28 protein-coding genes and 1 pseudogene are annotated in these 26475 nt (G+C 66.2%); 12 read left to right on the forward strand and 17 right to left on the reverse strand.

Annotated features, from left to right (window positions below; all coding sequences use genetic code 11):
- Window positions 1-22: 22 nt before the first annotated feature.
- The 5 genes from lplAB to QMG72_RS03440 form a co-directional block, all read right to left on the reverse strand.
- On the reverse strand, window positions 23-1132 hold the full coding sequence (lplAB, locus tag QMG72_RS03420) for a lipoate-protein ligase LplAB (RefSeq protein WP_283479642.1): 1110 nt from the start codon (window positions 1130-1132) through the stop codon (window positions 23-25).
- Window positions 1133-1255: 123 nt separating this feature from the next.
- A complete protein-coding gene (locus tag QMG72_RS03425) occupies window positions 1256-1513 on the reverse strand; it encodes a type B 50S ribosomal protein L31 (protein WP_024365679.1) in 258 nt (85 codons plus the stop codon).
- A 136-nt stretch (window positions 1514-1649) separates the two neighbouring features.
- Window positions 1650-2459 (reverse strand): TrmH family RNA methyltransferase, encoded by an 810-nt coding sequence (locus QMG72_RS03430; RefSeq protein ID WP_282359936.1) that lies wholly within the window; start codon window positions 2457-2459, stop codon window positions 1650-1652.
- Window positions 2460-2499: 40 nt separating this feature from the next.
- A complete protein-coding gene (locus tag QMG72_RS03435; protein WP_226774917.1) occupies window positions 2500-3285 on the reverse strand; it encodes a sulfite exporter TauE/SafE family protein in 786 nt (261 codons plus the stop codon).
- A gap of 18 nt (window positions 3286-3303) precedes the next feature.
- Window positions 3304-4089 (reverse strand): ABC transporter ATP-binding protein, encoded by a 786-nt coding sequence (locus QMG72_RS03440; RefSeq protein WP_282359937.1) that lies wholly within the window; start codon window positions 4087-4089, stop codon window positions 3304-3306.
- Between the two features lie 133 nt (window positions 4090-4222).
- Between QMG72_RS03440 and serB the strand changes: the two genes are divergently transcribed.
- Window positions 4223-5119: a phosphoserine phosphatase SerB gene (gene serB, locus QMG72_RS03445; protein ID WP_282359938.1), complete on the forward strand. Its 897-nt coding sequence runs from the start codon at window positions 4223-4225 to the stop codon at window positions 5117-5119.
- 72 nt (window positions 5120-5191) lie between these two features.
- Here the strand turns inward: serB and QMG72_RS03450 are convergent, their stop codons facing one another.
- The gene (locus tag QMG72_RS03450) at window positions 5192-5944 is read right to left on the reverse strand and encodes an SDR family oxidoreductase (protein ID WP_226774914.1); all 753 of its coding nucleotides are present in this window, start codon (window positions 5942-5944) and stop codon (window positions 5192-5194) included.
- Window positions 5945-6225: 281 nt separating this feature from the next.
- The gene (gene fabG / locus QMG72_RS03455) at window positions 6226-6951 is read right to left on the reverse strand and encodes a 3-oxoacyl-ACP reductase FabG (RefSeq protein WP_226774913.1); all 726 of its coding nucleotides are present in this window, start codon (window positions 6949-6951) and stop codon (window positions 6226-6228) included.
- Between the two features lie 151 nt (window positions 6952-7102).
- Between fabG and QMG72_RS03460 the strand changes: the two genes are divergently transcribed.
- Genes QMG72_RS03460 through QMG72_RS03475 form a run of 4 tightly spaced genes read left to right on the forward strand, consistent with a single transcriptional unit; the run spans window position 7103 to window position 9222 of the window.
- Complete coding sequence (locus QMG72_RS03460) at window positions 7103-7627, forward strand: DUF3099 domain-containing protein (RefSeq protein WP_226774912.1); 525 nt, start codon at window positions 7103-7105, stop codon at window positions 7625-7627.
- Entirely contained in the window at window positions 7624-7872 is a 249-nt protein-coding gene (locus QMG72_RS03465) for a hypothetical protein (RefSeq protein WP_253032785.1), read from the forward strand. The genes QMG72_RS03460 and QMG72_RS03465 overlap by 4 nt, the downstream gene beginning before the upstream one ends.
- On the forward strand, window positions 7873-8742 hold the full coding sequence (locus tag QMG72_RS03470; protein ID WP_226774910.1) for an SURF1 family cytochrome oxidase biogenesis protein: 870 nt from the start codon (window positions 7873-7875) through the stop codon (window positions 8740-8742).
- 3 nt (window positions 8743-8745) lie between these two features.
- Entirely contained in the window at window positions 8746-9222 is a 477-nt protein-coding gene (locus QMG72_RS03475) for a YbaK/EbsC family protein (protein ID WP_226774909.1), read from the forward strand.
- A gap of 13 nt (window positions 9223-9235) precedes the next feature.
- Here QMG72_RS03475 and QMG72_RS03480 read toward each other — a convergent pair whose 3' ends face one another.
- Window positions 9236-10834: an ABC-F family ATP-binding cassette domain-containing protein gene (locus QMG72_RS03480; protein WP_226774908.1), complete on the reverse strand. Its 1599-nt coding sequence runs from the start codon at window positions 10832-10834 to the stop codon at window positions 9236-9238.
- A gap of 286 nt (window positions 10835-11120) precedes the next feature.
- On the opposite strand from QMG72_RS03480, the gene QMG72_RS03485 reads away from it, so the two are divergent.
- The 3 genes and pseudogenes from QMG72_RS03485 to QMG72_RS03495 all read left to right on the forward strand — a co-directional run bounded on the left by QMG72_RS03485 (window position 11121) and on the right by QMG72_RS03495 (window position 13281).
- Window positions 11121-11813 carry a biotin transporter BioY gene (locus QMG72_RS03485; RefSeq protein WP_226774907.1) on the forward strand — a complete coding sequence of 231 codons (693 nt, stop codon included), beginning with the start codon at window positions 11121-11123 and terminating at the stop codon, window positions 11811-11813.
- A 98-nt stretch (window positions 11814-11911) separates the two neighbouring features.
- Window positions 11912-12601: pseudogene (locus QMG72_RS03490) on the forward strand (energy-coupling factor ABC transporter ATP-binding protein); the annotation flags it as partial.
- On the forward strand, window positions 12598-13281 hold the full coding sequence (locus tag QMG72_RS03495; RefSeq protein WP_226774905.1) for an energy-coupling factor transporter transmembrane component T family protein: 684 nt from the start codon (window positions 12598-12600) through the stop codon (window positions 13279-13281). The pseudogene QMG72_RS03490 and the gene QMG72_RS03495, both read left to right, overlap by 4 nt.
- A 139-nt stretch (window positions 13282-13420) precedes the next feature.
- On the opposite strand, the gene QMG72_RS03500 is transcribed toward QMG72_RS03495, so the two are convergent.
- Together QMG72_RS03500 and QMG72_RS03505 are read right to left on the reverse strand one after the other, a co-directional pair.
- The gene (locus QMG72_RS03500; RefSeq protein ID WP_283479658.1) at window positions 13421-14626 is read right to left on the reverse strand and encodes a thiolase family protein; all 1206 of its coding nucleotides are present in this window, start codon (window positions 14624-14626) and stop codon (window positions 13421-13423) included.
- Window positions 14619-16025, reverse strand: coding sequence for a class I adenylate-forming enzyme family protein (locus tag QMG72_RS03505; protein ID WP_283479660.1), 1407 nt, complete (start codon window positions 16023-16025; stop codon window positions 14619-14621). The genes QMG72_RS03500 and QMG72_RS03505 overlap by 8 nt, the downstream gene beginning before the upstream one ends.
- 58 nt (window positions 16026-16083) lie before the next feature.
- Between QMG72_RS03505 and ypfJ the strand changes: the two genes are divergently transcribed.
- Window positions 16084-16974 carry a KPN_02809 family neutral zinc metallopeptidase gene (gene ypfJ / locus QMG72_RS03510; protein WP_226774902.1) on the forward strand — a complete coding sequence of 297 codons (891 nt, stop codon included), beginning with the start codon at window positions 16084-16086 and terminating at the stop codon, window positions 16972-16974.
- 93 nt (window positions 16975-17067) lie between these two features.
- Here ypfJ and QMG72_RS03515 read toward each other — a convergent pair whose 3' ends face one another.
- From QMG72_RS03515 to QMG72_RS03540, 6 genes are all read right to left on the reverse strand, one after another.
- Window positions 17068-17400 carry a metal-sulfur cluster assembly factor gene (locus QMG72_RS03515; RefSeq protein ID WP_226774901.1) on the reverse strand — a complete coding sequence of 111 codons (333 nt, stop codon included), beginning with the start codon at window positions 17398-17400 and terminating at the stop codon, window positions 17068-17070.
- A 13-nt stretch (window positions 17401-17413) separates the two neighbouring features.
- Window positions 17414-18211: a Fe-S cluster assembly ATPase SufC gene (gene sufC / locus QMG72_RS03520; RefSeq protein ID WP_226774900.1), complete on the reverse strand. Its 798-nt coding sequence runs from the start codon at window positions 18209-18211 to the stop codon at window positions 17414-17416.
- A gap of 87 nt (window positions 18212-18298) precedes the next feature.
- Window positions 18299-18658: a non-heme iron oxygenase ferredoxin subunit gene (locus QMG72_RS03525; protein ID WP_226774899.1), complete on the reverse strand. Its 360-nt coding sequence runs from the start codon at window positions 18656-18658 to the stop codon at window positions 18299-18301.
- A gap of 31 nt (window positions 18659-18689) precedes the next feature.
- Window positions 18690-19976, reverse strand: coding sequence for a Fe-S cluster assembly protein SufD (gene sufD, locus QMG72_RS03530; protein WP_226774898.1), 1287 nt, complete (start codon window positions 19974-19976; stop codon window positions 18690-18692).
- Window positions 19976-21439, reverse strand: a complete 1464-nt coding sequence (gene sufB / locus QMG72_RS03535; RefSeq protein WP_226774897.1) for a Fe-S cluster assembly protein SufB — start codon at window positions 21437-21439, stop codon at window positions 19976-19978. Before sufB ends, sufD begins: the two co-directional genes overlap by 1 nt.
- Window positions 21439-22305: a helix-turn-helix transcriptional regulator gene (locus QMG72_RS03540; protein WP_502913792.1), complete on the reverse strand. Its 867-nt coding sequence runs from the start codon at window positions 22303-22305 to the stop codon at window positions 21439-21441. Before QMG72_RS03540 ends, sufB begins: the two co-directional genes overlap by 1 nt.
- 147 nt (window positions 22306-22452) lie before the next feature.
- Between QMG72_RS03540 and QMG72_RS03545 the strand changes: the two genes are divergently transcribed.
- The 3 genes from QMG72_RS03545 to QMG72_RS03555 are packed head-to-tail and all read left to right on the forward strand — an operon-like array spanning window position 22453 to window position 25194.
- Complete coding sequence (locus QMG72_RS03545; protein ID WP_226774895.1) at window positions 22453-23421, forward strand: ABC transporter ATP-binding protein; 969 nt, start codon at window positions 22453-22455, stop codon at window positions 23419-23421.
- Window positions 23418-24242: an ABC transporter permease gene (locus QMG72_RS03550; RefSeq protein ID WP_282359940.1), complete on the forward strand. Its 825-nt coding sequence runs from the start codon at window positions 23418-23420 to the stop codon at window positions 24240-24242. The genes QMG72_RS03545 and QMG72_RS03550 overlap by 4 nt, the downstream gene beginning before the upstream one ends.
- A 7-nt stretch (window positions 24243-24249) precedes the next feature.
- The gene (locus QMG72_RS03555; protein ID WP_283479667.1) at window positions 24250-25194 is read left to right on the forward strand and encodes a COX15/CtaA family protein; all 945 of its coding nucleotides are present in this window, start codon (window positions 24250-24252) and stop codon (window positions 25192-25194) included.
- A 106-nt stretch (window positions 25195-25300) separates the two neighbouring features.
- Here the strand turns inward: QMG72_RS03555 and QMG72_RS03560 are convergent, their stop codons facing one another.
- Complete coding sequence (locus QMG72_RS03560) at window positions 25301-26263, reverse strand: heme o synthase (RefSeq protein ID WP_226774892.1); 963 nt, start codon at window positions 26261-26263, stop codon at window positions 25301-25303.
- Window positions 26264-26475 lie beyond the last annotated feature (212 nt).

Below are 26475 nucleotides of genomic sequence, written 5' to 3' on the forward strand. Positions count from 1 at the left end.
GGACCGCCGGGCGCAGCTGGGCTCAGGGCACCCGGTGCAGCCACTCCGCGGTGCCGAACTTGTCCTCAACCCGCTGGTGCGCGGCCGCGAGCTCGGCGTGGGTGATTTCCGAGGGAGTCGCGGCGTAGCGTTCGGCGAAGACATCGATCATGGCCGCGACGATTTCGGCGCGGCTCAGCCCGGTCTGCCGCCGGAGCGGGTCGACCCGCTTTTTTGCGCTCCGGCTGCCCTTGTCGGAAAGCTTCTCCTTGCCGATCCGCAGGACGTCGACCATCTTGTCCGCATCGATGTCGTAGCTCATGGTCACGTGGTGCAGCATGCCGCCGTTCGCGAGCCGCTTCTGCGCCGCACCGCCAATCTTGCCTTGCTCGGTGGCGATGTCGTTGAGCGGCACGTAGAAGGCGCTGATCCCGACCTTCTCAAGGGCTGACATCACCCAGGCGTCGAGGAAACCGTAGGAATCGGCAAAGCTGATGCCGTCCACCAGGCTCTGCGGCAGGTACAGGGAGTACGTGATGCAGTTGCCTGCCTCCATAAACATCGCTCCCCCTCCACTGATCCGGCGGACCACACTGATGCCGTGGCGTTCGACGCCGGCGGGATCCAGTTCGTTGCGGAACGACTGGAAACTACCGATCACGACTGACGGTTCTTCCCAGTCCCAGAAGCGCAGGGTGGGGTTGCGGCGCCCCGCGCCAACTTCTTCCGTCAACACCTCGTCCAAGGCAACGTTGATCCGGGTGGGCAGCACGGACGGGGCGATGATGTTCCAATGGTGGTCCCCCCAGCCGGTGGCCTTAGCGAGGGCGCGCCGGACCGTGACCGCTATCGCGTTGGCGGAAAAACCGAACAGGACGGCGTCCGGCGGCAGGGCCGCTGCCACCGCGGCCGCGAGGTCCGCAGCACTGGTGTCCGCGGCGAGGCCGGTGAGTGCCCGGTTGATCTCCAGCAGCACCTCATCGGGTTCCAGGAAGAAGTCCCCGCTGAGTGAGACGTTCGCGAGCATGCCGTCAACGACGTCGAAATCGGCCACCACCAGTTTGCCGCCGGGGACCTTGTACTCCCCGTGCCGGCGGCCGTCGTCGTCAGGGGAGGTGGAAGGGGGGGCCGGGGTGGGGGAGGGGGACGTCATGTCCTTAATCCTGCCACGCGGTGACCGCACCGCAACCACGCTGCAGCGCCGCACTGCCCGGGACGCAAAAAGCCCGCACCGTCACCGGTGCGGGCTTTTCCAAAAGACCTTGGGGAGAAGAAGTTACTTCTTGCCGCCGAAGCCCTTGAAGCGAGCGTTGAAGCGCTCGACGCGGCCTGCAGAGTCCATAATGCGCTGCTTGCCCGTGTAGAACGGGTGGGACTCGGAGGAGATTTCGACGTCGATAACCGGGTAGGTGTTTCCGTCTTCCCACTCGATGGTCTTTTTGGAAGACACGGTGGACTTGGTCAGGAACTTGACGCCGGAAGCCAGGTCGTTGAAAACAACAGCTTCGTACTTCGGGTGAGTATCAGACTTCATAATTGGACCTTTGTTCGCACAACTGGATTTTGCCAGTTGCCAGGTATGAATGGGATGGCCAGCGGAATGCACCGGACGGCCAGCTATCAATCATAGCGGAAAGCCGGCGCCTTCGCCGCCTGGCAGGTGATGCTGTTCAACCGCGCGGACGAAGCTCCCAGAAGGCTACGGCGGAGGCAGCAGCGACGTTGAGCGAGTCAACGCCGGCGCGCATCGGGATTTTGACGGCGAGATCGACGGCGGCGAGAGTGGACGCGCTCATCCCGGCGCCCTCGGTACCGAGGACCAGGGCGAGTTTCTGCGGCTGCCGCGCAGCCAGATCGTCCAGGTCCACGGCGTCGTCCGTGAGCTCCATGGCTGCCACGGTAAAGCCATGGCTGCGGAGTACCCGCAGGTCCCCCGGCCAGTCCTCCAGCCGGGCCCACGGCACCTGGAACACCGCCCCCATGCTGACCCTGACGCTGCGGCGGTACAGCGGGTCCCCGCAGCGCGGCGAGATCAGGACGGCGTCGACCCCCAGGGCCGCCGCTGAACGGAAAATCGCGCCCACGTTTGTGTGGTCCACAATGTCCTCCAGCACGGCGACCCGGTGTGCCCCGGCGAGGAGCTCGGGCAGCGGCACAGGTTCGGGGCGCTGCATGGCAGCCATCGCGCCGCGGTGCAGGTGGAAACCGGTGATGTCCTCCAGCAGGGCCGCGGAACCGATGTAGGCGGGAACGTCCGGGTACTGCTCAAAAATGTCCGCGAGGTCTGCACGCCATTTGTCGGCCAGGAAGAAGGAACGGGGCCGGTGCCCCGCGGCGAGGGCCCGGCGCAGTACCCGGGAAGACTCCGCGATATACATACCCTCTGCGGGTTCGCGGAGCTTGCGCAGGTGCACGTCCGTGAGCTGGGTGTAGTCCGAGACCCGGGGGTCATCGGCGGAGTCGAGGCGGTGGAAAGTCACTGGCGGGTCATTTCAGCGGAAGCTATCAACGGTCATCGGGCTACTTGAAGAGGTTGGCGATCATAAAACCGAGGGCCACCAGGCCCAAAACGAAGATGACGCCGCGCAGCACCACCGGGGACAGCCGTCGACCGACTTTGGACCCGACGAAACCGCCGATCAGTGAACTGACCGCAATCAAACCGACGACGGCCCATTCGATCCGGCCGAAGGCAAATAGCAAATAGGAGGCCGCTGCCACGACGTTCACGCCCAGGACCAGGATATTTTTCATCGCATTGGCGTTCTGGATGGTGCCGGTCATAAAGATGCCCAGAATCCCGACCAGCAGGATGCCCTGGGCGGCAACAAAGTAGCCTCCGTAGACACCGGCGAGGTAGACCAGGCCCACGAGGATTACACCGTGGCTGCGGTCCCGGATGGCGTGTTCGGGGTTCTGCTCCCGGACCCTGACCCACTGCTGCAGCCGCGGCTGGAACACCACCATCAGCAGAGCCAGCACAATCAGGGCCGGCGCGGCGTAATGGAAGACCTTTTCCGGCAGATGCAGCAGCAGGTACGCCCCCGTGATGCCGCCCAGCAGCGAGGCGGGCAACAGCCGAAGCAGCTGTTTGCCTCGCCCCGACAATTCCTTGCGGTAGCCCCAGGCTCCGGCGGCGTTCCCGGCGACCAGGCCCATCGCATTGCTGATGGACGCCGTCACGGGCGCGTAGCCGAGCGCGATCAGCACCGGGAACGTCACCAGGGTGCCGGAACCGACCACACTGTTGATGGTGCCGGCCCAGAGTCCGGCGAAAAAAATGAAGACGCTATTGAAGAAATCCACGCGCGCTCAGCCGCCGGTTCAGCGGCGTGCGGTGGCCGTGTACCGGCCTGCCACGACGCTGAGGTCCAGCTGCAGCCCGAACGTTTTACTCAGGTTCGCGGCCGTGAGGACGCCTTCAATCGGGCCCTTGGCCACCACGGCGCCGTCGCGGAGCAGCATGGCGTGGGTGAAGCCCGGCGGGACTTCCTCCAGGTGATGCGTGACCAGCACCATGGCCGGCGCAGCCTCGTCGCGGGCAAGGCTGCTTAGCCGGTAGACCAGGTCCTCCCGGCCGGCCAGGTCGAGCCCGGCGGCGGGTTCATCGAGGAGCAGCAGCTCGGGATCGGTCATCAGGGCCCGGGCGATCTGGACCCGCTTGCGCTCCCCCTCGGAGAGGGAAGCGAAGCTCCGGTTGAGCAGCGGGCCCATGCCCCACTCGTTCAGGAGGGCGAAAGCGCGGCGTTCGTCGTCTTTCTCATAGCCCTCCCGCCACCTTCCGGTGACGCCGTAGGCTGCCGTGACAACGACGTTGAGGACCTTCTCGTGTCCTGGGATCTGGTTGGCCAGTGCCGCTGAGGACAGCCCGATCCGGGGCCTGAGCTCAAAAACGTCGACGGCGCCAAGAATTTCCTCCAGGATGCCGGCCATCCCGGACGTGGGGTGTATCCGCGCGGCGGCCAGTTGGAGCAGAGTGGTCTTGCCGGCACCGTTGGGACCCAGGATCACCCAACGTTCGCCTTCCTTGACCTGCCAGTCGACCTTGTCCAGGAGGGTCTTTGCCCCACGTACAACGCTGACGGCGGCCATTTCAAGAACATCACTCATAGGAGTAGACACTAGGACAAAAAACCGGGCGACTGATAACCGGTACCCCGGGGCCGTGTTGTCCGCCAGCCGAGGCGTCACCGGGACGCAACGAATTCGGAGCCGTATCCGCCGGATCGCTAGGATTACTGCCATGAACCTGTTAGTGACAGCCGTGAGCTATGCCCCGAAACTGAGTCTTCCCGAGGTGCAGCGGATCCGTTCGCTGCTCGCGGCAGCGGGACTGACGCTGGACGCGGAGACCCGCACCGGCGACGGCCGTTTTGATGTTCACATGGCGGACCTGAGCTTTGCCGGGAGCCAGTCCGGGGCGGCGCTCGCTGACCTCCGCCGGGCAGTTGCAGCAAACGGCGCGGCCGGAATCGACACGGCGATCGTGCCGGCCACGCTCCGCAATGCGCAGCGGAAATTCCTCATCCTGGACGTGGACTCCACCCTCATTCAGCAGGAAGTGATTGAACTGCTCGCGGCGCACGCCGGCAAGCGCGAAGAAGTGGCAGCGGTGACCGAGGCCGCCATGCGAGGAGAACTGGATTTTGCCCAGAGCCTGCACGCACGGGTGGCGGTGCTTGCCGGGCTGCCAGCCGACGTCGTCGACGATGTCCGCGCCGAGGTCGCGCTGAGTCCCGGCGCGGCCGAGCTCGTGGCAGCTTTCCGGGCCGCCGGCCATGTGGTGGCGGTGGTCTCCGGCGGCTTTAACCAGATCCTGGAACCGATCGCGGAGGGCCTTGGCCTTGATTACTGGATCGCCAACGAACTGGAAATCGCCGATGGTGCGCTGACCGGGAAAGTCCTCGGTGCGGTCATCGACCGGGCGGCGAAGGAGAAATACCTGCGTGAATGGGCCGCCATAGAAGGCATCCCGATGGAGCACACAATTGCTGTGGGCGACGGCGCCAACGACCTGGACATGCTCGAAGCGGCCGGGATCGGGGTGGCGTTCAACGCCAAACCTGCAGTCCGGGCGGTGGCGGACGCCGCAGTGAACCTGCCCTATCTCGACGCTGTTCGGTTTATCGCCGGCGTTTGAACCGCGGCAGCGGCGGCAAAGGCCGGGGCAGGTGCCCCGGCCTTTGCCGTTAACCGCATAAGCAGCCAGTCATCAGTTGCTGCTCTTGTCGAAGTAGTCGGCCCCGCCGACGTATTCGGTGTGCCCGCTTTCGACGTCGGCAGTGGCCATCTTGGCGACCTCTGCCGCGAACTCCTTCACGGAGTACAACCGTCCGGCCTCGGCGCGGCGGGCTTCGATGGCGCCCGGGTTGGAGCGGTCCAGCAAAGTCGCCGTGACGGTTCCCTCGATCATGTCGCCGGAAACGACGACAAGGGAGATGCCCTTTTCGGCAAGGTTTGGAATGAGTTCGCGGAGTGCGTCTTCACCGGCGCGCTTGCTGCGTGCCACCGGCTCATAGTTCTCCATGGTGGGCACCGTGTTGATGAAATGCGCCTGGTGGCTCGTGACAAAGACCACGCGGGCACCCTCGGGCAGCAACGGCACTGCGGCATTAAGCATATTCACCTGGGCGTCCCGGTTGAGCTTGAGCGCGTAGTCCTCCTCCATGCCGGATTCCATCCCGCCTGAGGCGTTGAGGACCAGGATGTCGAGGGAACCGAAGTTCTCCATCGCGGCACTGGCGAGAGCCTGGACGCCTTCCTGGGTGGTGAGGTCCGCTCCGACGGCGGCAGCGCGGCCGCCGGCCGCCTCGATTTCCGCAACCACCTTGTTGGCGCGGGGCGCCTTCTGGCGGTAGTTCACCACGACGGCGGCGCCTTCGGCGGCGAGGAACTTGGCTACCTCAGCGCCAATGCCCCGCGACGAACCGGTCACGATTGCGGTCTTGTTATCCAGCAGTCCCATTCGAGCTCCTTTGTTCCAAACGTCCAAAAACGGTGGGTCTGCAGACCATCATGCCAGCGCTGCGGGTGATTTCAGTTGTTTGGGGTCAACAAAGAAGCTGCGGCAGGCTAGTGCCGACCAGGGCCGAGGACGCCGGCACGGGTTCCGCTCCTGCGCGGATCACTCCCCGGAACTTCGGTCTGCACCGCCGCAATGGTGCCGTCCGGGAACCACCCGGCCGGTGCCACCACCGCCGGGGGCGCCGCGGCTCCCGCCGGGTCCACGGCGCGTCCGGATCCGGCTTAGTGGCCCATGCCGAGGCCGCCGTCGACCGGGATGACGGCACCTGAGATGTAGGCGGCCTCGTCACTGGCGATCCAGCGGACCACGTTGGCCACCTCGGAGGCCTCGGCAAAGCGCGCAGCGGGAACCTTGGACAGGTAGTCCTTCCGCGTTGCCTCGGGCAGTTCCGCCGTCATGTCGGTGTTGATGAAGCCAGGTGCCACAACGTTGGCAGTGATACCGCGGGCGCCCAGCTCGCGCGTCAGTGAGCGGGCGATGCCGACGAGGCCGGCCTTGGAGGCCGAATAGTTGATCTGGCCCGGTGCGCCGAAGAGGCCCGAGACGGACGAGATCAGGACCACGCGGCCCTTGCGGGCCCGGATCATACCCTTGGAGGCCCGCTTGATCACGCGGAAAGCGCCCGTAAGGTTGGTGTCGATGACAGAGGTGAAGTCGTCCTCGCTCATGCGCATCAGGAGGGTGTCTTTGGTGATACCGGCGTTGGCGACCAGCACCTCGACCGCACCGTGGGCCGCCTCCACGTCCGCGAACGCGGCGTCCACGGATGCTTCGTCCGTAACGTCGGCCTTAACGCCAAGAATGCCGGCCGGGAGATCCGCTTCGCTGCGGTAGGTGACTGCCACTTTATCCCCGTTGGCGAGGAACGCTTCGGCGATGGCGAGGCCAATTCCGCGGTTTCCGCCGGTGATCAGGACACTGCGGCCGGTGCTGGCTGTTTCAGGCATGGTGGGCTCCGGAATTCTGCGGCGGCCGGCGCCGCGCTGGTGGGCGGGATTTTTCCTGCCTTCGATCTTAGCGCCCGGCGGGCCCGCGTTTGGGCGGCCCCGTCGTTGGTGAGAGAATTGAACTGAGCCCTGGGAGCGTGATCTGACAGCCTTGACACTCAAAAACCGACCCCGTGGACCTGCGGACGGGAATCCGGAACTACCGTCCGGTGACTCCGAGGTTCACAGCATTACTGACGCCGCCGCCGCACACTCTGAAGAGATGCGCCAGCGGATGATCAAGTACGCCGTCGCCATGGGTATCCGCATGGTGTGCCTGGTCCTGATTTTTGTGGTGGACGGCTGGCTCAAGATCCTCCCGATCGTCGGCGCCGTGTTCCTGCCCTGGTTTGCCGTTATAGTGGCCAACGGCAGCGATGCGGCCGAGATCCACTCCGATTCGCTGCTGGACTATGCGCCACTGGCTCAGCTTGAAGCGCCCGCCGGTCCGGGCGAGGCGGCCGGCCCGGCTGCCCCTACCGGTCCCGGCGGCCCGGTTGCCCCGGCGCCGGAGGACCCGTCGATGACGCTGCTGCAAGGCGAAATCGTTGATGATGATGACCTCACGCAGGCGTCCGCGGAGGTTCCAGAGCGAAACGCCGGCGGCGACGGGAAACACGGAAGGGCCGCATCATGAACCTCTTTGACCTGACCGGAAACAGCGGTGAGGCCGGTCCGGCCGAAGCTGTCTGCTCCCGGAAGGGCTGCCGGCGCGGCGCTGAATGGCAGCTCCGCTGGAACAACCCCAAAATCCACACCCCGGACCGGCGCAAGATCTGGCTGGCCTGCGGAGAACACCGGCCCTGGTTCGAGGAGTACCTGCAGGCCCGCGGGCTCTGGAAGGACACAGTGGCACTGAACCCGGCAGGCAGGGCAAGCTGAATGTACCGTTTTCTGTTCTCCAGCAAATGGCTGGGGTACCTGTTGCTGGCCGCCATATTTGCCGCGGCCTGCGTCGGCTTGGGCCGCTGGCAGATGGATCGCCGGGCGGAGACCCTGGCCGGCATCAACCGCGTCACGTCGAACTATTCCGCCGCGCCCGTTCCTTTCGCTGAGGTCAAGGGCCAGTTCAGCGCGCTGGCGCCCGAACGCGAGTGGACACAGGTGGAACTGAAGGGCAGCTACGACGTCGGTGGCCAGCGCGTGGTCCGCAACCGCCCGCTCAACGGCCAGCCGGGCTACGAAGTTGTTGTCCCGTTCCGGGTGGACACCGGTGAGACGGTGGTGATCGACCGGGGCTGGTTGCCGATCGGCAACAACACCCCGGGACGCCCCGACGCGGTTCCTGCCCCCCCGCAAGGCACAGTGACAGTCGTCGCCCGCCTGAAGCCGGCCGAGCCCGCTCTCCAGCGCGGCGCCCCGGACGGCCAGCTGGCCTCGATTGACCTCGCCGCCTATTCCGCCCAGCTGGGGTATCCCCTGCTCAGCGGCGCTTACGGGCAGCTTGCGTCAGAGAGCCCGGCCGCGGCGGATATGCCCTTCCCCTTCCCCAAGCCCTCCACGGACGAGGGAACCCACCTCTCCTACTCTCTGCAGTGGTTCGCGTTTGGCGTGCTGATGTTCATCGGCTTCGGGTACGCGGCCAGGCAGCAGGCACGAAACGCGGCCATTGACGCCGAGGACGCCCAAACCGACGGCGGGCCGACCCATTCCAGCGGCACTGCCGTGCGCCGTCGTCCGGTCCCCCGCAAACGGAAGCAAGCCACCGCGGAGGAAGAGGAAGACGCCCTCCTGGACGCCCAGGGGTTCTGAGGCGTGGACGGCCCGCTGCCGGGGCCCGTGGCCAGGGTGCAGCACGCATTGCACGCGCTCGGTGCCGCGGACACCGTTACGGTTTTCGACTCGATTGTCCCGACGGCGGCCGCCGCGGCCGCCGCCCTGGGCTGCGACGTCGCCGCCATCGCCAACAGCCTGGTCTTCGACCTCGAAGGGGTGCCGCTGCTGATCCTGGCCAGCGGGGCGGCGAAAGTTGATCTCCCAAAGGTCAGCGCGGAACTTGGCGCCGGCAGGATCCGCCGGGCCTCGCCCGGCTTTGTGCTCGAACATACGGGCCAGGAAGTAGGCGGCGTCGCACCGGTCGGGCATCCGAAAAAAATCAGGACGCTGCTCGATCAGTCGCTGGCGGCCCACCCCGTTCTTTGGGCCGGTGCCGGAGACCACAACTCGATGTTCTCCATCAGCTACGTTGAGCTGCAGCGGATCACCGAAGCCACAGTGCTGGCCGTACGGTAACGTGCGGCCCGCCCTACGCCAGGGTAATCAGGTCCAGGTAGTCTTCGTTCCAGTGGTCCTCGATGCCGTCGGGCAGCAGCACAACCCGCTCCGGGTTCAGCGCCGCCACGGCGCCTTCATCGTGGCTGACAAGCACAACAGCGCCGGTGTAGTTGCTCAAGGCCCCGAGGATTTCTGCGCGGCTTGCCGGGTCGAGGTTGTTCGTGGGCTCATCGAGGAGCAGTACGTTCGCGCTGGAGGCCACGATGGTGGCGAGGGCCAGCCGGGTCTTCTCACCGCCGGAGAGCACACCGGCGGGTTTGTCGACGTCGTCACCGGAGAACAGGAACGAACCCAGGATGTTGCGCACTTCGGCGTCGTTCATGTCCGGGGCTGAGGAACGCATGTTCTGCAGGACCGTGCGGTCGACGTCGAGCGTCTCGTGCTCCTGCGCGTAGTAACCAACTTTCAGACCGTGGCCTGCCACGACTTCGCCGGTATCCGGCTTGTCGACGCCCGCGAGCATCCGCAGCAGGGTCGTCTTCCCGGCGCCGTTGAGGCCCAGAATGACCACCTTGGAACCGCGGTCGATGGCCAGGTCGACGTCGGTGAAGATTTCCAGCGAGCCAAAGGACTTGCTGAGGCCGTCGGCGGTGAGCGGGGTTTTGCCGCAAGGCGACGGATCCGGGAAGCGCAGCGCCGCAACGCGGTCGGTGGCACGCACGGCTTCCAGGCCGCCGAGCAGACGCTCGGCACGCTTGGCCATGTTCTGCGCGGCCACAGCTTTGGTGGCCTTGGCGCGCATCTTGTTGGCCTGGTCGAAGAGGACCTGGGCCTTCTTCTCGGCATTGGCGCGCTCCCGCTTGCGCGCACGCTCGTCCGTCTCGCGCTGGGTGAGGTAACGCTTCCAGTCCATGTTGTAGAAGTCGATTTGGGCGCGGTTGGGATCGAGCAGGAACACCTTGTTGACGGTGGCCTCAAGCAGCTCGGTGTCGTGACTGATAACTATCAGACCACCCTGGTGGTTCTTGAGGAACTCGCGGAGCCAGGCGATCGAGTCCGCATCCAGGTGGTTGGTGGGTTCATCGAGGAGCATCGTCTCGGCGTCGGAGTAGAGGATGCGGGCGAGTTCGACGCGGCGGCGCTGACCGCCGGAGAGGGTTTTGAGCGGCTGGTTCAGCAGCCGGTCCGGCAGTGCGAGGTTGGAGCAGATCGCCGCGGCCTCAGCTTCGGCCGCGTAACCGCCGGCGGCCAGGAACTCCGATTCAAGCCGGTCGTAGCGGTTCATGGCCTTGCGCTGGACCTCAGCGTCTTCGCTGGCCATGTCCTCGTGGGTCTGCCGGAGTTTGCCGACTGCGATGTCCAGTCCGCGGGCGGACAGGATCCGGTCGCGGGCCAGCTGCTCCATGTCCGGGGTCCGGGGGTCCTGCGGCAGGTAGCCGATCTCGCCGCTGCGGGTGACCTTGCCGCCGGCCGGCTGGCCCTCGCCTGCAAGTACCCGGGTCAGAGTGGTCTTGCCTGCACCGTTACGACCAACAAGGCCGATCTTGTCTCCTTTGTCGATCCGGAAACTCACCTGGTCCATAAGGAGGCGGGCGCCGGCGCGCAGTTCGAGATCCTGGACGGTAATCAATGCAGCTAAGGCCTTTCACAACGGGGAACGCCGCGGCACAACGGTGGAATCTGGTGGGGGCCGGGGCAGTGTGGCCGAGAGAACGGCCGCTTCAAGTCTACCGGCCCAGCCTACGGCTGTTGACAAGGACGCCGCCGGCGGCCCGAATCTCCGGTGGCCAGCTGTTGGCGGGGGCCTCCAGCCGGCGGTCCGCTGGTTAGTAGGGCATCTACAAAAAACCCTTGCCGCTGCGGCCGTAGAGTCAAATCCAGGAGCAGTCCCCGTGTCACTTGCGATAGGAAATCCCATGACAGAGACCACTGGCAGCGACGCCGCCACCCGCGCCCGGCAACGGAACCGCTGGAACGCCACCGACCTGGCACTGATCGCGGTTTTCGCTGCGCTGGTGGCCGGCTCAGCCTTGATTGCCGCCGTTCCGGTGGCCGGGCTGGGTGTTCCCATCACGGTGCAGACGCTCGCCGTGATGCTGACCGGTCTCGCGCTCGGCCCCGGCAGGGCGTTTGCCGCCGTCGGGCTCTATGTGCTCCTTGGTCTCGCCGGGCTGCCGATCTTCAGCGGCGGACGCAGCGGGCTCGGGGTCCTGGCCGGTCCTTCGGCGGGTTACATCATCGGCTTCGTGTTTGCCGCGACGGCGGTGGGCTGGCTCAGCGCAATGGTGCTCCGGCGGACCGCGGGCCGTACCGGCAGGGGCCGCCCGGCGCTTCTCTTTGCTGCTGCGATGGTGAGCAGCATCATCTTCGTCCACGGCCTCGGCATCCTGGGTGTGATGGTTAATGCAAAGCTTGACTTCGAAAAAGCGTTCCTCGGTGACCTGGTCTTCTACCCGGGAGATGTGATCAAAAACGTGCTGGCCGTGACAATTGCGCTGACCCTGCACAAGGCCTTCCCGGACCTGCTGCTCCGCCGGGTCCAAACCGTTCTGCCGGCCGGCCCCGCGGCCGGCAGCAGTTCCAACGCCAAGGCGGCCCAGCGGCCATGAGCACCATCGTGCTGGACCGGGCCGCGGTGCGGGTGGACATCGACGGCCGGGCCGAGCCGAAGACCCTGCTGAAGGGGCTCACCCTGCGATTCACGGAGCAGCGGATCGGAGTGATTGGTGCCAACGGCTCCGGCAAGTCCACCCTGTTGCGGCTGTTGAACGGGCTCGTGCAACCAAGCAGCGGGACTGTCACTGTAGACGGGCAGGACACCGTCCGCGCAGTCCGGGAAGTACGCCGGCGCGTTGGTTTTGTCTTTACGGATCCGCTGTCCCAACTCGTCATGCCGACCGGCCGAGAGGATGTGGAACTTTCCCTCCGGCGTTCGGTCCGCAATGCCCGGGACCGGCGAAGCAAGGCCGAAGCGGTGCTGGAGCGCTTTGGGCTGTTGCCCCTGGCGGACCAGAGCATCTACGAGCTGTCCGGCGGGGAACGCCAATTGTTGGCTCTTGCGGCGGTCCTGGCCGTGGATCCGGCCGTGCTGGTCCTGGACGAGCCGTCGACCCTGCTGGACCTGCGCAACCGGGAACTGCTGCGGCGCACCCTGGCCGGGCTCAGCCAGCAGGTCATCCTCTCCACCCACGATCTGGAGCTGGCGCTGGACCTTGACCGGGTCCTTGTGGTCGACGCCGGCACGGTGGTGTTCGACGGCGGCCCTGCCGCCGCCGTCGAGCACTACCGCGGGCTCTGCGCCGGCGGGCCCTTCGGCTCCTGGCCACGACCCACTCAAGCTCCGGCCCCCGGTCCGGTCCGGCCGAGGCGGGGGCATCCGCAGGCGGAACAGCTATGAGCAACCACGCGTTCCTGCTCGCCAACTATGTGCCCGGAGATACCCTGCTGCACCGCGCACCGCTGTGGCTGAAGTTCCTGCTGGTTGTCGGCTGCGGCCTTGCGTCGTTCCTGATTGTGGACTGGGCCGCTTCGGCAGCAGCTCTGGCAGTGCTGTCCGTGGTGTTCCTGCTGGGCGGCGCAGGCCTGTCGCGGCTGATGCAGGCGGTCCGGCCGGTGCTTCCGGTGCTGCTGGTGATCGGGGTGTTCCAGTGGTGGCAGCTGGGCGGTCCTACCGCGGCACGGATTGTCTTGAACGTGCTGGTCTGTATTGTGGCGGCGTCGATCCTCACCGCCACCACCCCGGTGCAGCGGCTGCTCGACGGGGTTGCTTCGCTGGCGCGGCCCTTCCGGCGCCTCGGTGCGGATCCCGAGCGCTTCGCATTGACCATCGCCATTATGCTCCGCAGCATCCCGTTCATCGCCGGCGCCTATGGCGACGTCCGCGATGCCGCCCGAGCCCGCGGGCTCGAACGCAACCCCCGTGCCCTGATCCTCCCGGTCTTTATCACCACAGTCGCCTTTGCCCGGCAAACCGGAGAGGCGCTCGCTGCTCGCGGCCTGGGCGAAGCCGAGACCGGGACCGGGACCGAGGGGCATGGCGAGCCAGCCCCACCCGCCGCTGGACATGTCCTCCCCTAGCCGCACCCGCCGCTGGACATGTCCTCCCCTGGCCCGTGCCACTGGACCCAGACCTGTTATGTCCACCGGGTGAGCCCGGGGTTGGGCATGTCCATGCGCCGACGGCGGTTGGGCATGTCCACCGGAGGCAGGGACGCAACTACCGAAGACTCCGGTATTCCAGCAGCGCCGCGGTTCCCATTCCGCCGGCGATGCTGATCAGGGCAAGCGCCAGCTGTCCCTGCACCGGGGTGCGGCGGGCCTGGGCCAGCAGCCGGGTGACCAGCACCGCGCCGGACGCCCCGTAGGCGTGCCCGAGGGCCAGGGCCCCGCCATCGAGGTTTGCGCGCTCCGGGTCGATGCCGAGCCGGTCCAGGCACGCAATCGTCTGGGCTGCGAATGCCTCGTTGAACTCGACCAGGCCCAGCTCCGCGGCCGTAACGCGGCTGCGGCCCAGCACCCGCGCGGCCGCCACCGCCGCGCCGATGCCCAGGAGTTCCGGATCCACGCCCGCCGTCTGCGTGCCCCGGACCAAAAGCCCGTCGCGGGCGCCGAGCGAACGTGCCCGTTCGACCGAGGTGATCACGACGGCGGCGGCCGCGTCGGCGTCGAAGCATGAGTTCCCTGCGGTGACGGTACCGGCGGCGGCAAACGCCGGCGGGAACCGGGCCAGCACAGCCGCTGTCAACCCGCGGCGCGGCCCGTCGTCGCTCCGGATGGTGCGCGGACCGTCCGGTCCGGACACCCCGGGGAGTTCAACTATCTCGGCGTCGAAGAGTCCTGCCGCTGCCGAAGCCAGGGCGCGGTGGTGGCTGCGCAGCGCACCGGCGTCCTGGCGCTCCCGGCTGATCCCGAAGCGGGAGGCCACGTTTTCCGCGGCCTGCCCCATATCAGGGTCACCGTATCCGGGGGGGACAAACTGCGCCCGGGAGAAGAACTCCGGGACGCCGGCGCTATTTGTGCGGGCGCGAAGCGGGGCCGTGCTGATGCTTTCCACGCCGCCGGCCAGATACAGTCCGCCGCCGCCTGCGGCCACAAAGCGGGAAGCGAGCACAATTGCGTCGAGACCGGAGCCGCACTGGCGGTCCACTGTGAGACCGGGGACGCTGACGGGCAGCCCGGCTTCGAGGGCCGCTAGCCGGGCCACGTTTCCGCCGCCGCCCACGGCGTTGCCGATCAGAACGTCCTCGACAGCTTCCGGGGCCACGGCCGTGTCGCGCAGCAGGCTTTGGAGGACGGGGGCGAGGAGTTCATGGGCGGGCACGGTCTTTAGGACTCCGTTGGCCCGGCAAATCGGGGTGCGCCTGGCGGCGATGATGACCGGCTGCCGGTCCTCGGGAAGAATCAGTGGGCTGGGGTTAGTCAAGGCGCCGGACCCGGGGGTCGTTGCGGGCGATCCAGTCGAGCATCAGTTCCCGGCTGAGTTTGCCGCGGTCCGTCAGGGGAAGCTCCGCCAGGAGGAAGTACTGCAACGGCCGTTTGCTGCGGGCCAGCACGCCCTCAACGCCCGCCTTCAGCTGGGTCGCTGTCACGCCCCCGTGGGAGGGGACAATGCCGGCGACGACCTTCTGGCCGCGGAGATCATCCGCAGGGCCCGCGGCAACAGCGGCGGCCACGCCCGGAATGGCAGCCAAAGCCAGCTCCACCTCATGCGGGTAGACGTTGGTGCCGGCGGTGATGATCATCTCTGCGCGTCGGCCCAGCATGTGCAGCGTGGCGCCCTCAAGGTAGCCCTGGTCTCCCACGGTGTGCCATCCGTTGACGTTCTGCAGCGCGTGGCCGTCGTCGCCCCAGAGGTAGCCGTCACTGACCATCCCGCTGCGCACGCAGATGTTGCCAACGCTTCGGTCGGGCAACGGGTCTCCGGCGTCGTCGAGGATGCGGATTGCGACGCCGGGAAATGCCGTGCCGATACCGGTTCCGAGCTGTTCCGGGGGCTGCCCGGGCAGGAGGCCCGCGCCGGAGACGAAGCTGAGCTCCGAGGCGCCGTAGTACTCGAAGATGGTGGCATTGGGTGCCCAGCGGCGTGCCGCCTCGAGGGTCCGCGCGTCCAGCTTCGAACCGGCGCAGATGATGCTCCGGATGCCGGCTGCGTCGACACCACCGCTTAGGCCCCGTTCGCTAAGGAGCCGGAGCATCGTAGGGACCAGGACCAGCCGGGTGATTCCGTCGTGGCTGACGGCAGCGTGTGCCTCTCCGACGTCGAACCTGGCCAGGGTGTGGAACTCCGAGCCTGCATACAGGCATTCGGACAGGGCATAGAGGTTCAGGCTGGCGGCCAGCGGGCCGGGCGCCAGGGTCCTGTCCCCCGGTTCCAGGCCGAAGAACTCCACCGAGGCGTCAAAGGACAGCCGCCAGGACCGGCGGGAACGGCTGAATGCCTTGGGAACCGACGTGGTGCCCGAGGTCAGGCCGATCAGGAACGGGGACCCGGCCGGCCCGTCCACCAGAGCGGACCCGGCGACCAGCGCATCCGCGGCCGGAACTGCGTCGCCAATCCGTTTCCTGATTTCGTCCTGCAGGTGCGGCGGCCAGGCCGGGTCCAGCACCGCGCATTGCCGCTCCCCCGCCACCGCGGCCGTAAACGCCGCGGCGAAGTGCAGGGAGTTCTCCTCACAGAGCACCGTCACCGCGGGCGAGCCGTCCACCAGGCCGGCGGCCGCCTCGCGCAGTTCCTCCCAGCTCAGGCGCTGCCCGGCCACCACGACGGCGGTACCGTCGGGGCGGTCATCGGCCCACTGCTGGAGTCTGTTGATAAACGGCATCGAATCAACTTTACCGGCCGGGGAGTGCCGGGCAGCCGGTCCACGATATTGTGACTCCATGAGTTTTAATGACAACGTCCAACTGGACCCATCCCAGGTACAAGACCGCCGCGGCGCGGGCCGCGGAGTCAAGGTCGGCGGCGGGATTGGCGGGGGCATCGTCCTGTTGATCGCGGTCCTGCTCGGCGTAAATCCCGCCCTGCTGGATGGCCTTGGCGGAAGCAGCACGCAGGACCCCGGGCCGCAGGGGCAGGGCGCCGCCGCGGCCTGCCTGACAGGTGCCGATGCGGACGCCCGCCTCGACTGCCGGATCACGGGAACGGTCAACAGCCTGAACGCGTTCTGGCCCGCCTACCTGGCGGAAACCGGCACCCGGTACCCGCAACCGCAGACTGTTATCTTCGCTGCGGCCACCGGCACAGGCTGTGGCAATGCCACCTCGGAGGTGGGGCCGTTCTACTGCCCCGCCGACAGTACCGCGTACTTTGACCCGGGCTTTTTCCAGGAACTGGTGGATCGGTTTGGTTCTTCCGGCGGACCGCTGGCGCAGGAGTATGTGGTGGCCCACGAGTTCGGCCACCATGTCCAGAACATCCTGGGGAACCTGGACCGGGCCCAGCAGGATCCCCAAGGACCCGAATCCGGGGCCGTCCGGGTGGAACTGCAGGCTGACTGCTACGCGGGCTTGTGGGTGCACTACGCCACCACCGCGAAGGATCCCGCGACCGGGGTGCCGTTCCTGGAACCGCTCAAGGAGCAAGACCTCAAGGACGCGCTGTCCGCTGCCTCGGCGGTCGGTGATGACCGGATCCAGAAGGCCGCGACCGGCAAGGTGACTCCGGAGGCCTGGACCCACGGTTCCAGTGCCCAGCGCCAGACCTGGTTCTACCGGGGCTACACGTCCGGGGATATCAAGCAGTGCGACACCTTCACCGGCGCCACCCCGTAGCCGCAGACCCTGCAGGCCGTGAAACGCCGACGGCGGGCCCGCCCCCAGGGGGTGGGCCCGCCGTCGTCTGTACGTCCGGGACGCGGTGCAGACTTAGATGTTGAAGCCGAGGGCCCGCATCTGGTCGCGGCCATCTTCGGTGATCCGTTCCGGACCCCACGGCGGCATCCACACCCAGTTCAGCCGCCATTCGTCGACGACCCCGTCGAGGGCCTTGCCGACCTGCTCCTCGATCACATCGGTGAGCGGGCAGGCAGCCGTCGTAAGCGTCATGTCGATCAGCAGGGCGCCATCGTCGTCCGAGTACTTCAGTCCGTACAGGAGGCCCAGATCAACGATGTTCACGCCCAGTTCAGGGTCGATCACATCCATAAGCGCCTCTTCGACATCCTCGAGGGCCGTGCGGGCCACATTGAGTTCGGTCATCGTATAGTCCTCACTAGGCCTGTGCTGCAGCGGAAGCGGCAGCGATGGTGGCCGCTCCTGCGCCGGTGGCGTAGCGGTCGTAGCCTTCATCTTCGAGGCGGTCGGCGAGCTCCGGGCCGCCCTCTTCGACAACCTGGCCGTCAACAAACACGTGCACGAAGTCCGGCTTGATGTAGCGCAGGATCCGGGTGTAGTGCGTGATCAGCAAGGTGCCCATTTTGCCCTCTGAGTGGGCGCGGTTGACGCCTTCGGAGACAACCTTCAGTGCGTCGACGTCGAGGCCGGAGTCGGTCTCGTCCAGGATGGCGAACTTCGGCTTGAACAGCTCCAGCTGAAGGATCTCGACGCGCTTCTTCTCGCCGCCGGAGAAACCCTCATTGACGTTGCGCTGGGTGAAGTCGGCGTCAATGCGCAGCTGCGCCATGGCAGCCTTGACGTCCTTGGTCCAGGTCCGCAGCTTGGGTGCTTCGCCGTCGATCGCGGTCTTGGCGGTGCGCAGGAAGTTCGTCATGCTGACGCCGGGAACTTCGACGGGGTACTGCATGGCCAGGAATACGCCGGCGCGGGCGCGCTCATCGACGCTCATGGTGAGGACATCCTCGCCGTCCAGCGTGATGGTGCCGGAGGTGACGTTGTAGCGCGGGTGACCGGCGATGGTGGACGCCAGGGTCGACTTGCCGGAACCGTTCGGGCCCATGATGGCGTGGGTCTCGCCCGTGCGGATTGTCAGGCTGACGCCCTTCAGGATTTCCTTTGTGCCCTGCTCGGTGTCAATGCTGACGTGCAGGTCCTTGATCTCAAGAGTAGACATGTGCCTTGTTCTCCTCTGCACGGTGCCCTGTGGCACTGTGCGGTTCTTTGTCGATAAGTTTCTTGTGCGGGGGCCGGCTGCAGGCAGCTAGCTGAAGTTCGGGGCCTCGGCACCGTTCAGGACGTTGGTGAAGTCCACATAGACCTCGTCGTCCAGGACGGTGACGGCAAAGACAGGAACAGGGTCGTACGCCGGCAGCTGCAGCGGCTCGCCGCTGCGCAGGTCGAACTGTGAGCCGTGGCCCCAGCACTCGATCCTGCAGCCCTCCACCTCACCCTCGGAGAGTGAAATGTCCGCGTGCGAGCAGGTATCACCGATGGCGTGGATCTCCCCCATCGAGTCCTTGACGATCGCGACGGGGAAGTCGTCGACCAGGATCCGCAGCGCCTGCTTGAGTTGGATCTCACTGGCTTTGCAGACGAGCTCGCCTTGTGGCTGTTCAGTCATTGCTGGTTTCCGTGTTCTCTCGTGCTGCGCTTTAGTTTTCCGTCGCCGCGAGTTCGCGCTCGACGGCTTCCGTGAGGCGCTCCTCGATGGCCGGGACCTGGATCTGCTGGATGATCTCGTTCAGGAAGCCGCGGACCACCAGACGGCGGGCCACCTCTTCCGGAATTCCGCGGGCCATCAGGTAGAACAGGTGCTGGTCATCGAACCTTCCGGTTGCGCTGGCGTGTCCGGCCCCGGCAATCAGGCCGGTCTCGATTTCCAGGTTCGGCACGGAATCGGCGCGGGCACCGTCGGTGAGGACCAGGTTGCGGTTGGCCTCGTACGTGTCGGTGCCCTCTGCTTCCTTGCGGATCAGGACGTCACCCACCCAGACGGCGTGCGCATTGCGGCCCTGCAGGGCGCCCTTGTAAAGCACGTTGGACTTGCAGTTGGCGACTGCATGGTCCACAAAGAGGCGCTGCTCCAGGTGCTGGCCGGCATCGGCGAAATACAGGCCGAACAGTTCCACTTCAGCGCCGGGAGCCGTGAAGCGGGCCGACGGCGTCACCCGCACCAGATCCCCGCCCAGGCTGACGACGATGTGCTTGAACTTGGCGTCACGGCCGAGCTTCACCTGCTGGGACGAGGCGTGTACGGCGTCGTCGTTCCATTCCTGGAGCGAGATGACCGTCAGCTGCGCGCCGTCCCCGACGAGGATCTCGATGTTTTCCGAGACGACAGCCGTGCCCTGGTGGTCCAGGACAATCACGGACTTGGAGAACTGTTCCGCAACAATCACCAGGTGCTGCGCGGAAGCTTCGGTACCTTGGCCGGTCAGCAGGACGCTGACTTCGCCCTCCACCTGGACCTCGGCCGGAACCGTAATGACGGTGGCTTCGGTGAAATTCTCCCAGGCGTTCGCGGAGACACGGTCCTCGGGGATCGCGGCAGAGCCGATCCGGCGGTCCTCACGGCCGACGGTCTCGACCACAACGCTTTCGGGGGCGGTGACGCTCACGGTCGGCGCAGCGCCGTCGAGGACGTCGGTGTGCAGGCCGCGGAGCCGCTTGAGCGGGGTGAACCGCCAGTCTTCTTCCATCCCGGTCAGCGGCTTAAAGTCCGCCAGTTTGTAGGAGGTCAGGCGCCCGGCGCGCGAGCTGTCCGGAATACCAACGCCGCCGCCGTGCGAGTGGGCCTTGACGGCTTCGCCGGCCAGGGGCGACTTGGACTCCGCAGAGTTCAGCGGGGAGAGGCTTTCGCCTTCCTCGGTGAAACCGTTGATGAACGGCTGGGCGGAGGGCGCGCCGATGCGGGCTTTTTCAGTAGTGATGTCAGTCATTAACCGACCGATCCTTCCATCTGCAGTTCAATCAGGCGGTTCAGCTCGAGGGCGTATTCCATCGGCAGCTCACGGGCAATCGGCTCGATGAAGCCGCGGACGATCATCGCCATGGCCTCGTCTTCGCGCATACCGCGTGACATCAGGTAGAACAGCTGCTCCTCGCTGACCCGCGAGACGGTGGCCTCGTGCCCCATCGTCACATCATCTTCACGGATGTCGATGTAGGGGTACGTGTCCGAACGGCTGATGGTGTCCACCAGGAGAGCGTCGCAGCGGACGGTGTTGGCCGAGTGCTTCGCGCCCTCGCGGACCTGGACCAGACCGCGGTAGGCGGCACGTCCGCCGCCGCGGGCCACGGACTTGGAAACTATCGAGCTTTTCGTGTTCGGAGCGATGTGGACCATCTTGGAGCCGGTGTCCTGGTGCTGGCCTTCGCCGGCAAACGCAATCGAGAGGGTCTCGCCCTTGGCGCCTTCCCCGACAAGGTAGACCGCCGGGTACTTCATGGTGACCTTGGAGCCGATGTTGCCGTCAATCCACTCCATCGTGGCGCCCTCTTCGCAGATGGCGCGCTTGGTGACCAGGTTGTACACGTTGGTGGACCAGTTTTGGATGGTCGTGTAGCGGACGCGGGCGCCCTTCTTGACGATGATTTCCACTACTGCGGAGTGCAGCGAGTCCGAGGTGTAGATCGGCGCCGTGCAGCCTTCGATGTAGTGGACGTAGGAGTCCTCATCCGCGATGATCAGCGTGCGCTCAAACTGGCCCATGTTTTCCGTGTTGATGCGGAAGTAGGCCTGCAGGGGGATGTCCACGTGGACGCCCTTGGGAACGTACACAAACGAGCCGCCGGACCACACCGAGGTGTTCAGCGACGCGAACTTGTTATCGCCCACCGGGATGATGGTGCCGAAGTATTCCTGGAAGATCTCCGGGTGCTCGCGCAGCGCGGTGTCAGTGTCCAGGAAGATCACGCCCTGCGCTTCGAGGTCCTCGCGGATCTGGTGGTAGACAACCTCGGACTCGTACTGTGCAGCCACGCCGGAGACCAGGCGGCTGCGCTCGGCTTCCGGAATACCCAGCTTCTCGTAGGTGTTCCGGATGTCCTCAGGCAGGTCTTCCCAGGTGTTGGCCTGCTTTTCCGTGGACCGCACGAAGTATTTGATGTTGTCGAAGTCAATGCCGGAGAGGTCAGCGCCCCAGGTTGGCATGGGCTTGCGGTCGAAGTACTTCAGACCCTTGAGGCGCAGGTCCAGCATCCATTCCGGCTCGTTCTTCTTGGCTGAAATGTCGCGGACGACGTCCTCGTTGATGCCCCGGCGGGCGTTGGCGCCGACGTCGTTCTTGTCGGACCAGCCGTACTCATAGGTACCGATTCCGTGGAGCTCGGGATTCTTTTCCAGAATCTCCGAAATCACAGTGGATTCAGCAACCTTCTTCTCTGATAGTTGGTCCGTCATCACGGCCTTTCTTGCAGATGGTTGGATACTTCGTCCAGGCTGCCCGGGTTGGTTGCGGTGCTGTGAGGCACCGTGGCCGCCGGACGGCCTGTAGGTATGTGGGTGGTGCAGACGTGGCCGCCGCGGGCCAGTGTGGACAAGCGGCGGACATCAACGCCCACCAGCCGGGAAAACACGTCGGTCTCGACGTCGCAGAACACCGGGAACTGCGCGGCGAGCTGTTGGATGGGGCAATGTCCCTGGCAGAGCTGCACGCTGGAGAGAGCCGCCGGCAGCGGCGCCCGCGCCTCGATCGACGCAGTGGAGGCCACGAACCCGTCGCGGCTCAGCGCCTCCGAAAGCGCCTGGGCCCGGGCAGTGATGTCCTGCCCGGCCGCCTCAATCTCGGGCGCGTAGCGGCGCTCCATTTCGCCGAAACGCTCGACGGCGAACTGCCGCACGGCCTCAGGGCCCGCCATTTCGCCCAGGCGCCGCAGCGCCAGGGAAGCGATGTCGAGGTAGTCGTTTCCGAGTGTTTGCTGGCCCTGTGAACTGAGGACGTAACGGCGCGCCGGACGCCCTGCCCCCGCTCCGGAGCGGGCCGCCCGCTTAACTTCGATCACGCCACCGCTGGAGAGGTGGTCCAGGTGCCGTCGTACCGCCGCGGACGTGAACCCCAGCAGATCCCCGAGTTCAGTTGCGCTGATGGGGCCGTGTTCGAGCACGGCATTCAGCACCCGGTCCCGGGTGCGCTCTTCGGCATCCGCCGCCGGAAAAGCAACTGACGCATCGGCCGCCACGGACCCGGACGATGCCCTTGGCACCGTGCGCGGGAGGCTTGTTCGCCCGGCAGGGCCAACAGACTGGGGTGGGCTCATGGAATACACAACACAATAATGTCGTAATTTAGTCCCCCGATCCAGTAAGGCAGGACTATCCCCGCTGATGCTGTGCGCCGGCCGGCGCCAGCAGCCCGCCTTCGCACCCCGGCTGACGGCCGGAATGCGGGCTACTACATCCCGTAGAATGTTCTGGTGCGATCCCCCCAATCCCCCGTCCTGACCATCAGCGGCCTCGTCAAGGATGTTGGCCCACTCCCCACCCTCGACGGTAAAATGCTGCGGGTGGTCAGCGGGATCTCCCTTGTCGCCGAACGCGGACAGGTCACGGCACTGCTGGGGGCCAACGGGGCCGGTAAGACCACTACGATCGAATGCGCCCAGGGGCTGCAGAAGCGCACCCAGGGAAACATCAGCCTGCTCGGCGAGGACCCGGACACGGCGGGGGCCCGCCTGCGCGCCCGCGTAGGAGTGATGCTGCAGGACGGCGGCCTGCCGCCCTCGGCCCGGCCCATCCCGCTGCTCAGGCATATCGCCGGCATGTACCAGAACCCGCGCCCGGTCGGGGAACTTATTGAACGCCTCGGCATTGACGCTTTCAGCCGGACGTCGGTGCGGCGGCTCTCGGGCGGGCAGAAACAGCGGCTTGCTCTTGCCGCCGCCCTTGTGGGCAATCCCGAAGTCCTGTTCCTGGACGAGCCAAGTGCCGGCCTGGACCCGCAGTCGCGCCAGCTGGTGTTCGAGCTCATCTCCGAACTCCGGAACCTCGGGATGGGAATCGTCCTGACCACCCACCTCATGGACGACGCCCAGCGGCTTGCCGACTACGTCTACATCATCGACGCCGGCCGCAACGTTGCCGAGGGGACGGTTGCAGAACTCCTGCAGCACCCCCTCCCGGCAGGCGCCGGCGAGCAGCACATCCGAACGCTGCTGTTCGAGACCGAGCCCGGACTGGATTTCACCGGTGTGCTGCGGGGTGGCGTCAGCGTCACCGAAACGCGGGCCGGCAGCTATGCCGCGACGGGTGCGCTGACCGCCGAGGACCTCGCGGCGATCACCGCATGGTGGGCCGGCCGGGGAATCATGCCACGCTCGCTGCGCCTGGAAGCGCGCAGCCTCGAGGACGTTTTCCTCGACATTTCCGGAAGGGAAGTCCGATGACCCGCGAAAGTTCCGCCGCCGGCAGTACGTCACTGGGGAGCGTTCCGCCGGGCACCGTCTCGCCGGCCGGTCAGCTGGGGAGCGCCCCCGCACCGCTGCTTCGCCGCATCCTCCTGCAGGGACGGTACGAGACCGTCACCATGCTCCGGAACGGCGAACAGCTGATCCTGGCGATAGTGCTGCCGCTGCTGGCCATGGTGGGCCTGACCGTAACACCGTTGCTGGACGGATTCGGCGCGAGCCGGATCAATGTCGCAGTGCCGGGCATCCTCGCGCTGTGCGCCATGTCCACAGCCTTCACCGGCCAGGGCATCTCGACCGGGTTTGACCGCCGCTACGGTGTACTCCGATTTCTCTCCACCACTCCGCTGGGCCGAACCGGTCTGATAGCCGGTAAGGTCCTCGCGGTCCTGGTGGTCCTGACCCTGCAGGTCCTGGTCGTCACCGCAGTGGCCTTGATGCTTGGCTGGCAACCGAATCTGCTGGGCTGGGCCCCGGGTCTGGCTGTGCTGGTGCTCGGGGCTGCGTCCTTTAGCGCCCTGGGCCTGCTGGTCGCCGGGACGGTCCGGCCGGAGGCGACCCTCGCGATCACCAATCTGCTCTGGATCCTGCTCGGTGCCCTCGGGGGGATTGTGATCCCGGCCGAACGGCTGCCCGTCTTGGCGCAGGCGATCGTGCACTACCTGCCCTCCGGCGCCCTCGGACAGGCTCTAAGGGATGCGTTTCTTTCCGGCAGTGTCAACCCCGCGCCCGTAATTGTCCTGCTGCTCTGGACGGCGATCGCCGGCGGCGCAGCAACCCGTTGGTTCAAATGGAATTGAGAAAACTGTGAGCACGGACTCCCGCCTGCCCCGAACCGCCGCCCGGGTTATCGCCTGGCTGCCCGACACCGTTAACGCGACGGTAAAGCGGCTGGCGGTGCTGTCCCTCATCGGCCAGACCCTCCTGATCGTGACCGGCGGCGCGGTCCGCCTCACGGCGTCGGGACTGGGTTGCCCGACGTGGCCGCGCTGCACGGATTCTTCGCTTGTGAACACCCCGGAAATGGGCATCCACGGCATCATTGAATTCGGCAACCGGCTCCTGACCTTCGCACTGGCTGCGGTCGCGGTAGCCATGCTGGTGTATTTGTGGAAGCTCCGCAAGGAACGCCGCGACCTCTTCCTGCTGGCCCTCGGGCTGCTCGCCAGCATCCCGGCACAGGCAATCATCGGCGGCATCACAGTCCTGACCCAGCTGAACCCCTGGGTGGTTGGCCTGCACTTCCTGGTCTCCATGGCACTCGTGGTCCTCGCAACCCTATTGGTTAACCGCGCCTACGGGCGGACGGGAAAATTCCAGGTGGCAGTGCTGGTGGCGCTTCCGGGGGCCACCCGCCCGCTGATGATTGCCGTCGCAATGCTATCCGCCGTTGCAGTCTGTCTGGGCGTGGTGGTTACCGGCGCGGGCCCGCACGCGGGCGACGCGGACGCCCCGCGCAACGACCTGGATTGGGACCTGTTCGCACACATTCATGCTGTTCCGGCCTACCTGGTGACCGCCGGTGCCCTGATCGCGCTGTACCTCATCGTTAGGGACCGGATCACCGGACCCTTCCGCACCGCCGTCGTGACGCTCCTCGGCGTCACCGTGCTGCAGGCCGCCATCGGCTTCACCCAGTATTACAACGGCATCCCGGCGCTGCTGGTCGCCGCACACATGCTCGGGTCTGCCCTACTGATGAGCGCGGCAACCAACGCCGCCGACCTCGCCCGCAGCAGCCCGCTGAAGTAACAATTCACCACACAAACAACGCGGGGTCACCTGCCGCCCGGGATGGGCGGCAGGTGACCCCGCGTTGTTGTTACGGAGGTCAAGCGGAGGTCAGGATGTGTGGCGGCTAGCGGCCCATGATCGCCGGGCCGATGAACGGATCGACCGCGACGGCGATAAAAAGCAGGGTCAGGTAGCTGATTGAACCGTGGAAGACCTTCATGGCACTCTTGTTGGACACGTCCCCGGCCTGCGCCCGGTTGTGCAGTGAGTGCGATTCGTAAAGGAACCACGCCCCCGCGAGGACCGCCGTCACCGTGTAGACCCAGCCGGCGCCGCCGGCCGGGACCAGCAGCAGCGAGCATGCCACCATGGCCCAGGCGTACAGGACCACCTGCACCGAGACCACCTTCGCACCGGCGATCGCGCCGAGCATCGGAACGTTGGCGTTGCGGTAGTCCTCGCCGTAGCGCATGGACAGCGGCCAATAATGCGGCGGCGTCCACAGGAAGATGACCATAAAGAGCACAACGGCAGGCCACTGCACCGTGTTCGTCACCGCAGCCCAGGCAATGAGCACGGGGAAGCAGCCGGCCGCGCCGCCCCAGACGATGTTCTGGGCCGTGCGGCGTTTGAGGATCATGGTGTAGATAACGACATAAAAGACAATTGCACCAAGCCCGAGCCAGGCCGCGAGCGGATTGGCGCCGAACCAGAGGATGACGATCGCTGCGGCGCCCAACAGCCAGGAGAAGACCAAGGCCTCCCGCGGGGTGACCTCCCCCGTGACGAGCGGCCGGTTCTCGGTGCGGTGCATCAGTTTATCGATGTCGCGGTCGATGTAGCAGTTGAAGGAACCTGCGCTGCCCGCGGCGAATGCGCCGCCTACGAGCGTTGCCAGGATCAGGCCGATCGACGGGAAGCCGCGTTCGGCGTAGATCATGGTCGGCAGGGTGCTGACCAGCAGCAACTCGACGACGCGGGGTTTTGTGAGCGACAAATAGGCCTTGGCTTTGCGGGCAAAGCCGATCCTCCCACGGACGGGAGAAGCGTTCAGCGGCGTATCTGTTGTGCTCACGGTGGCAGTCACTCTGTTCTGTCTGGCTGATCAGTCCGGCTTTTCCGCAACACAGGTTGCATGTCGGCGGGGGCCCACGCGCATTCTACCGGCGCGTCCGCACCCCCACGGGTAGCCACGATCCATCATACCGTGACGGCACGGCGCGCGGGTCCCGACGGTGCCGCCGGCAGCCCCGGGTGTTTCGAACAGGTTAACGCGGGCTCACGGGCGGCCGCGGCGGC

The organism is Pseudarthrobacter sp. PH31-O2 (assembly GCF_030063265.1).
GTDB lineage: Bacteria > Actinomycetota > Actinomycetes > Actinomycetales > Micrococcaceae > Arthrobacter.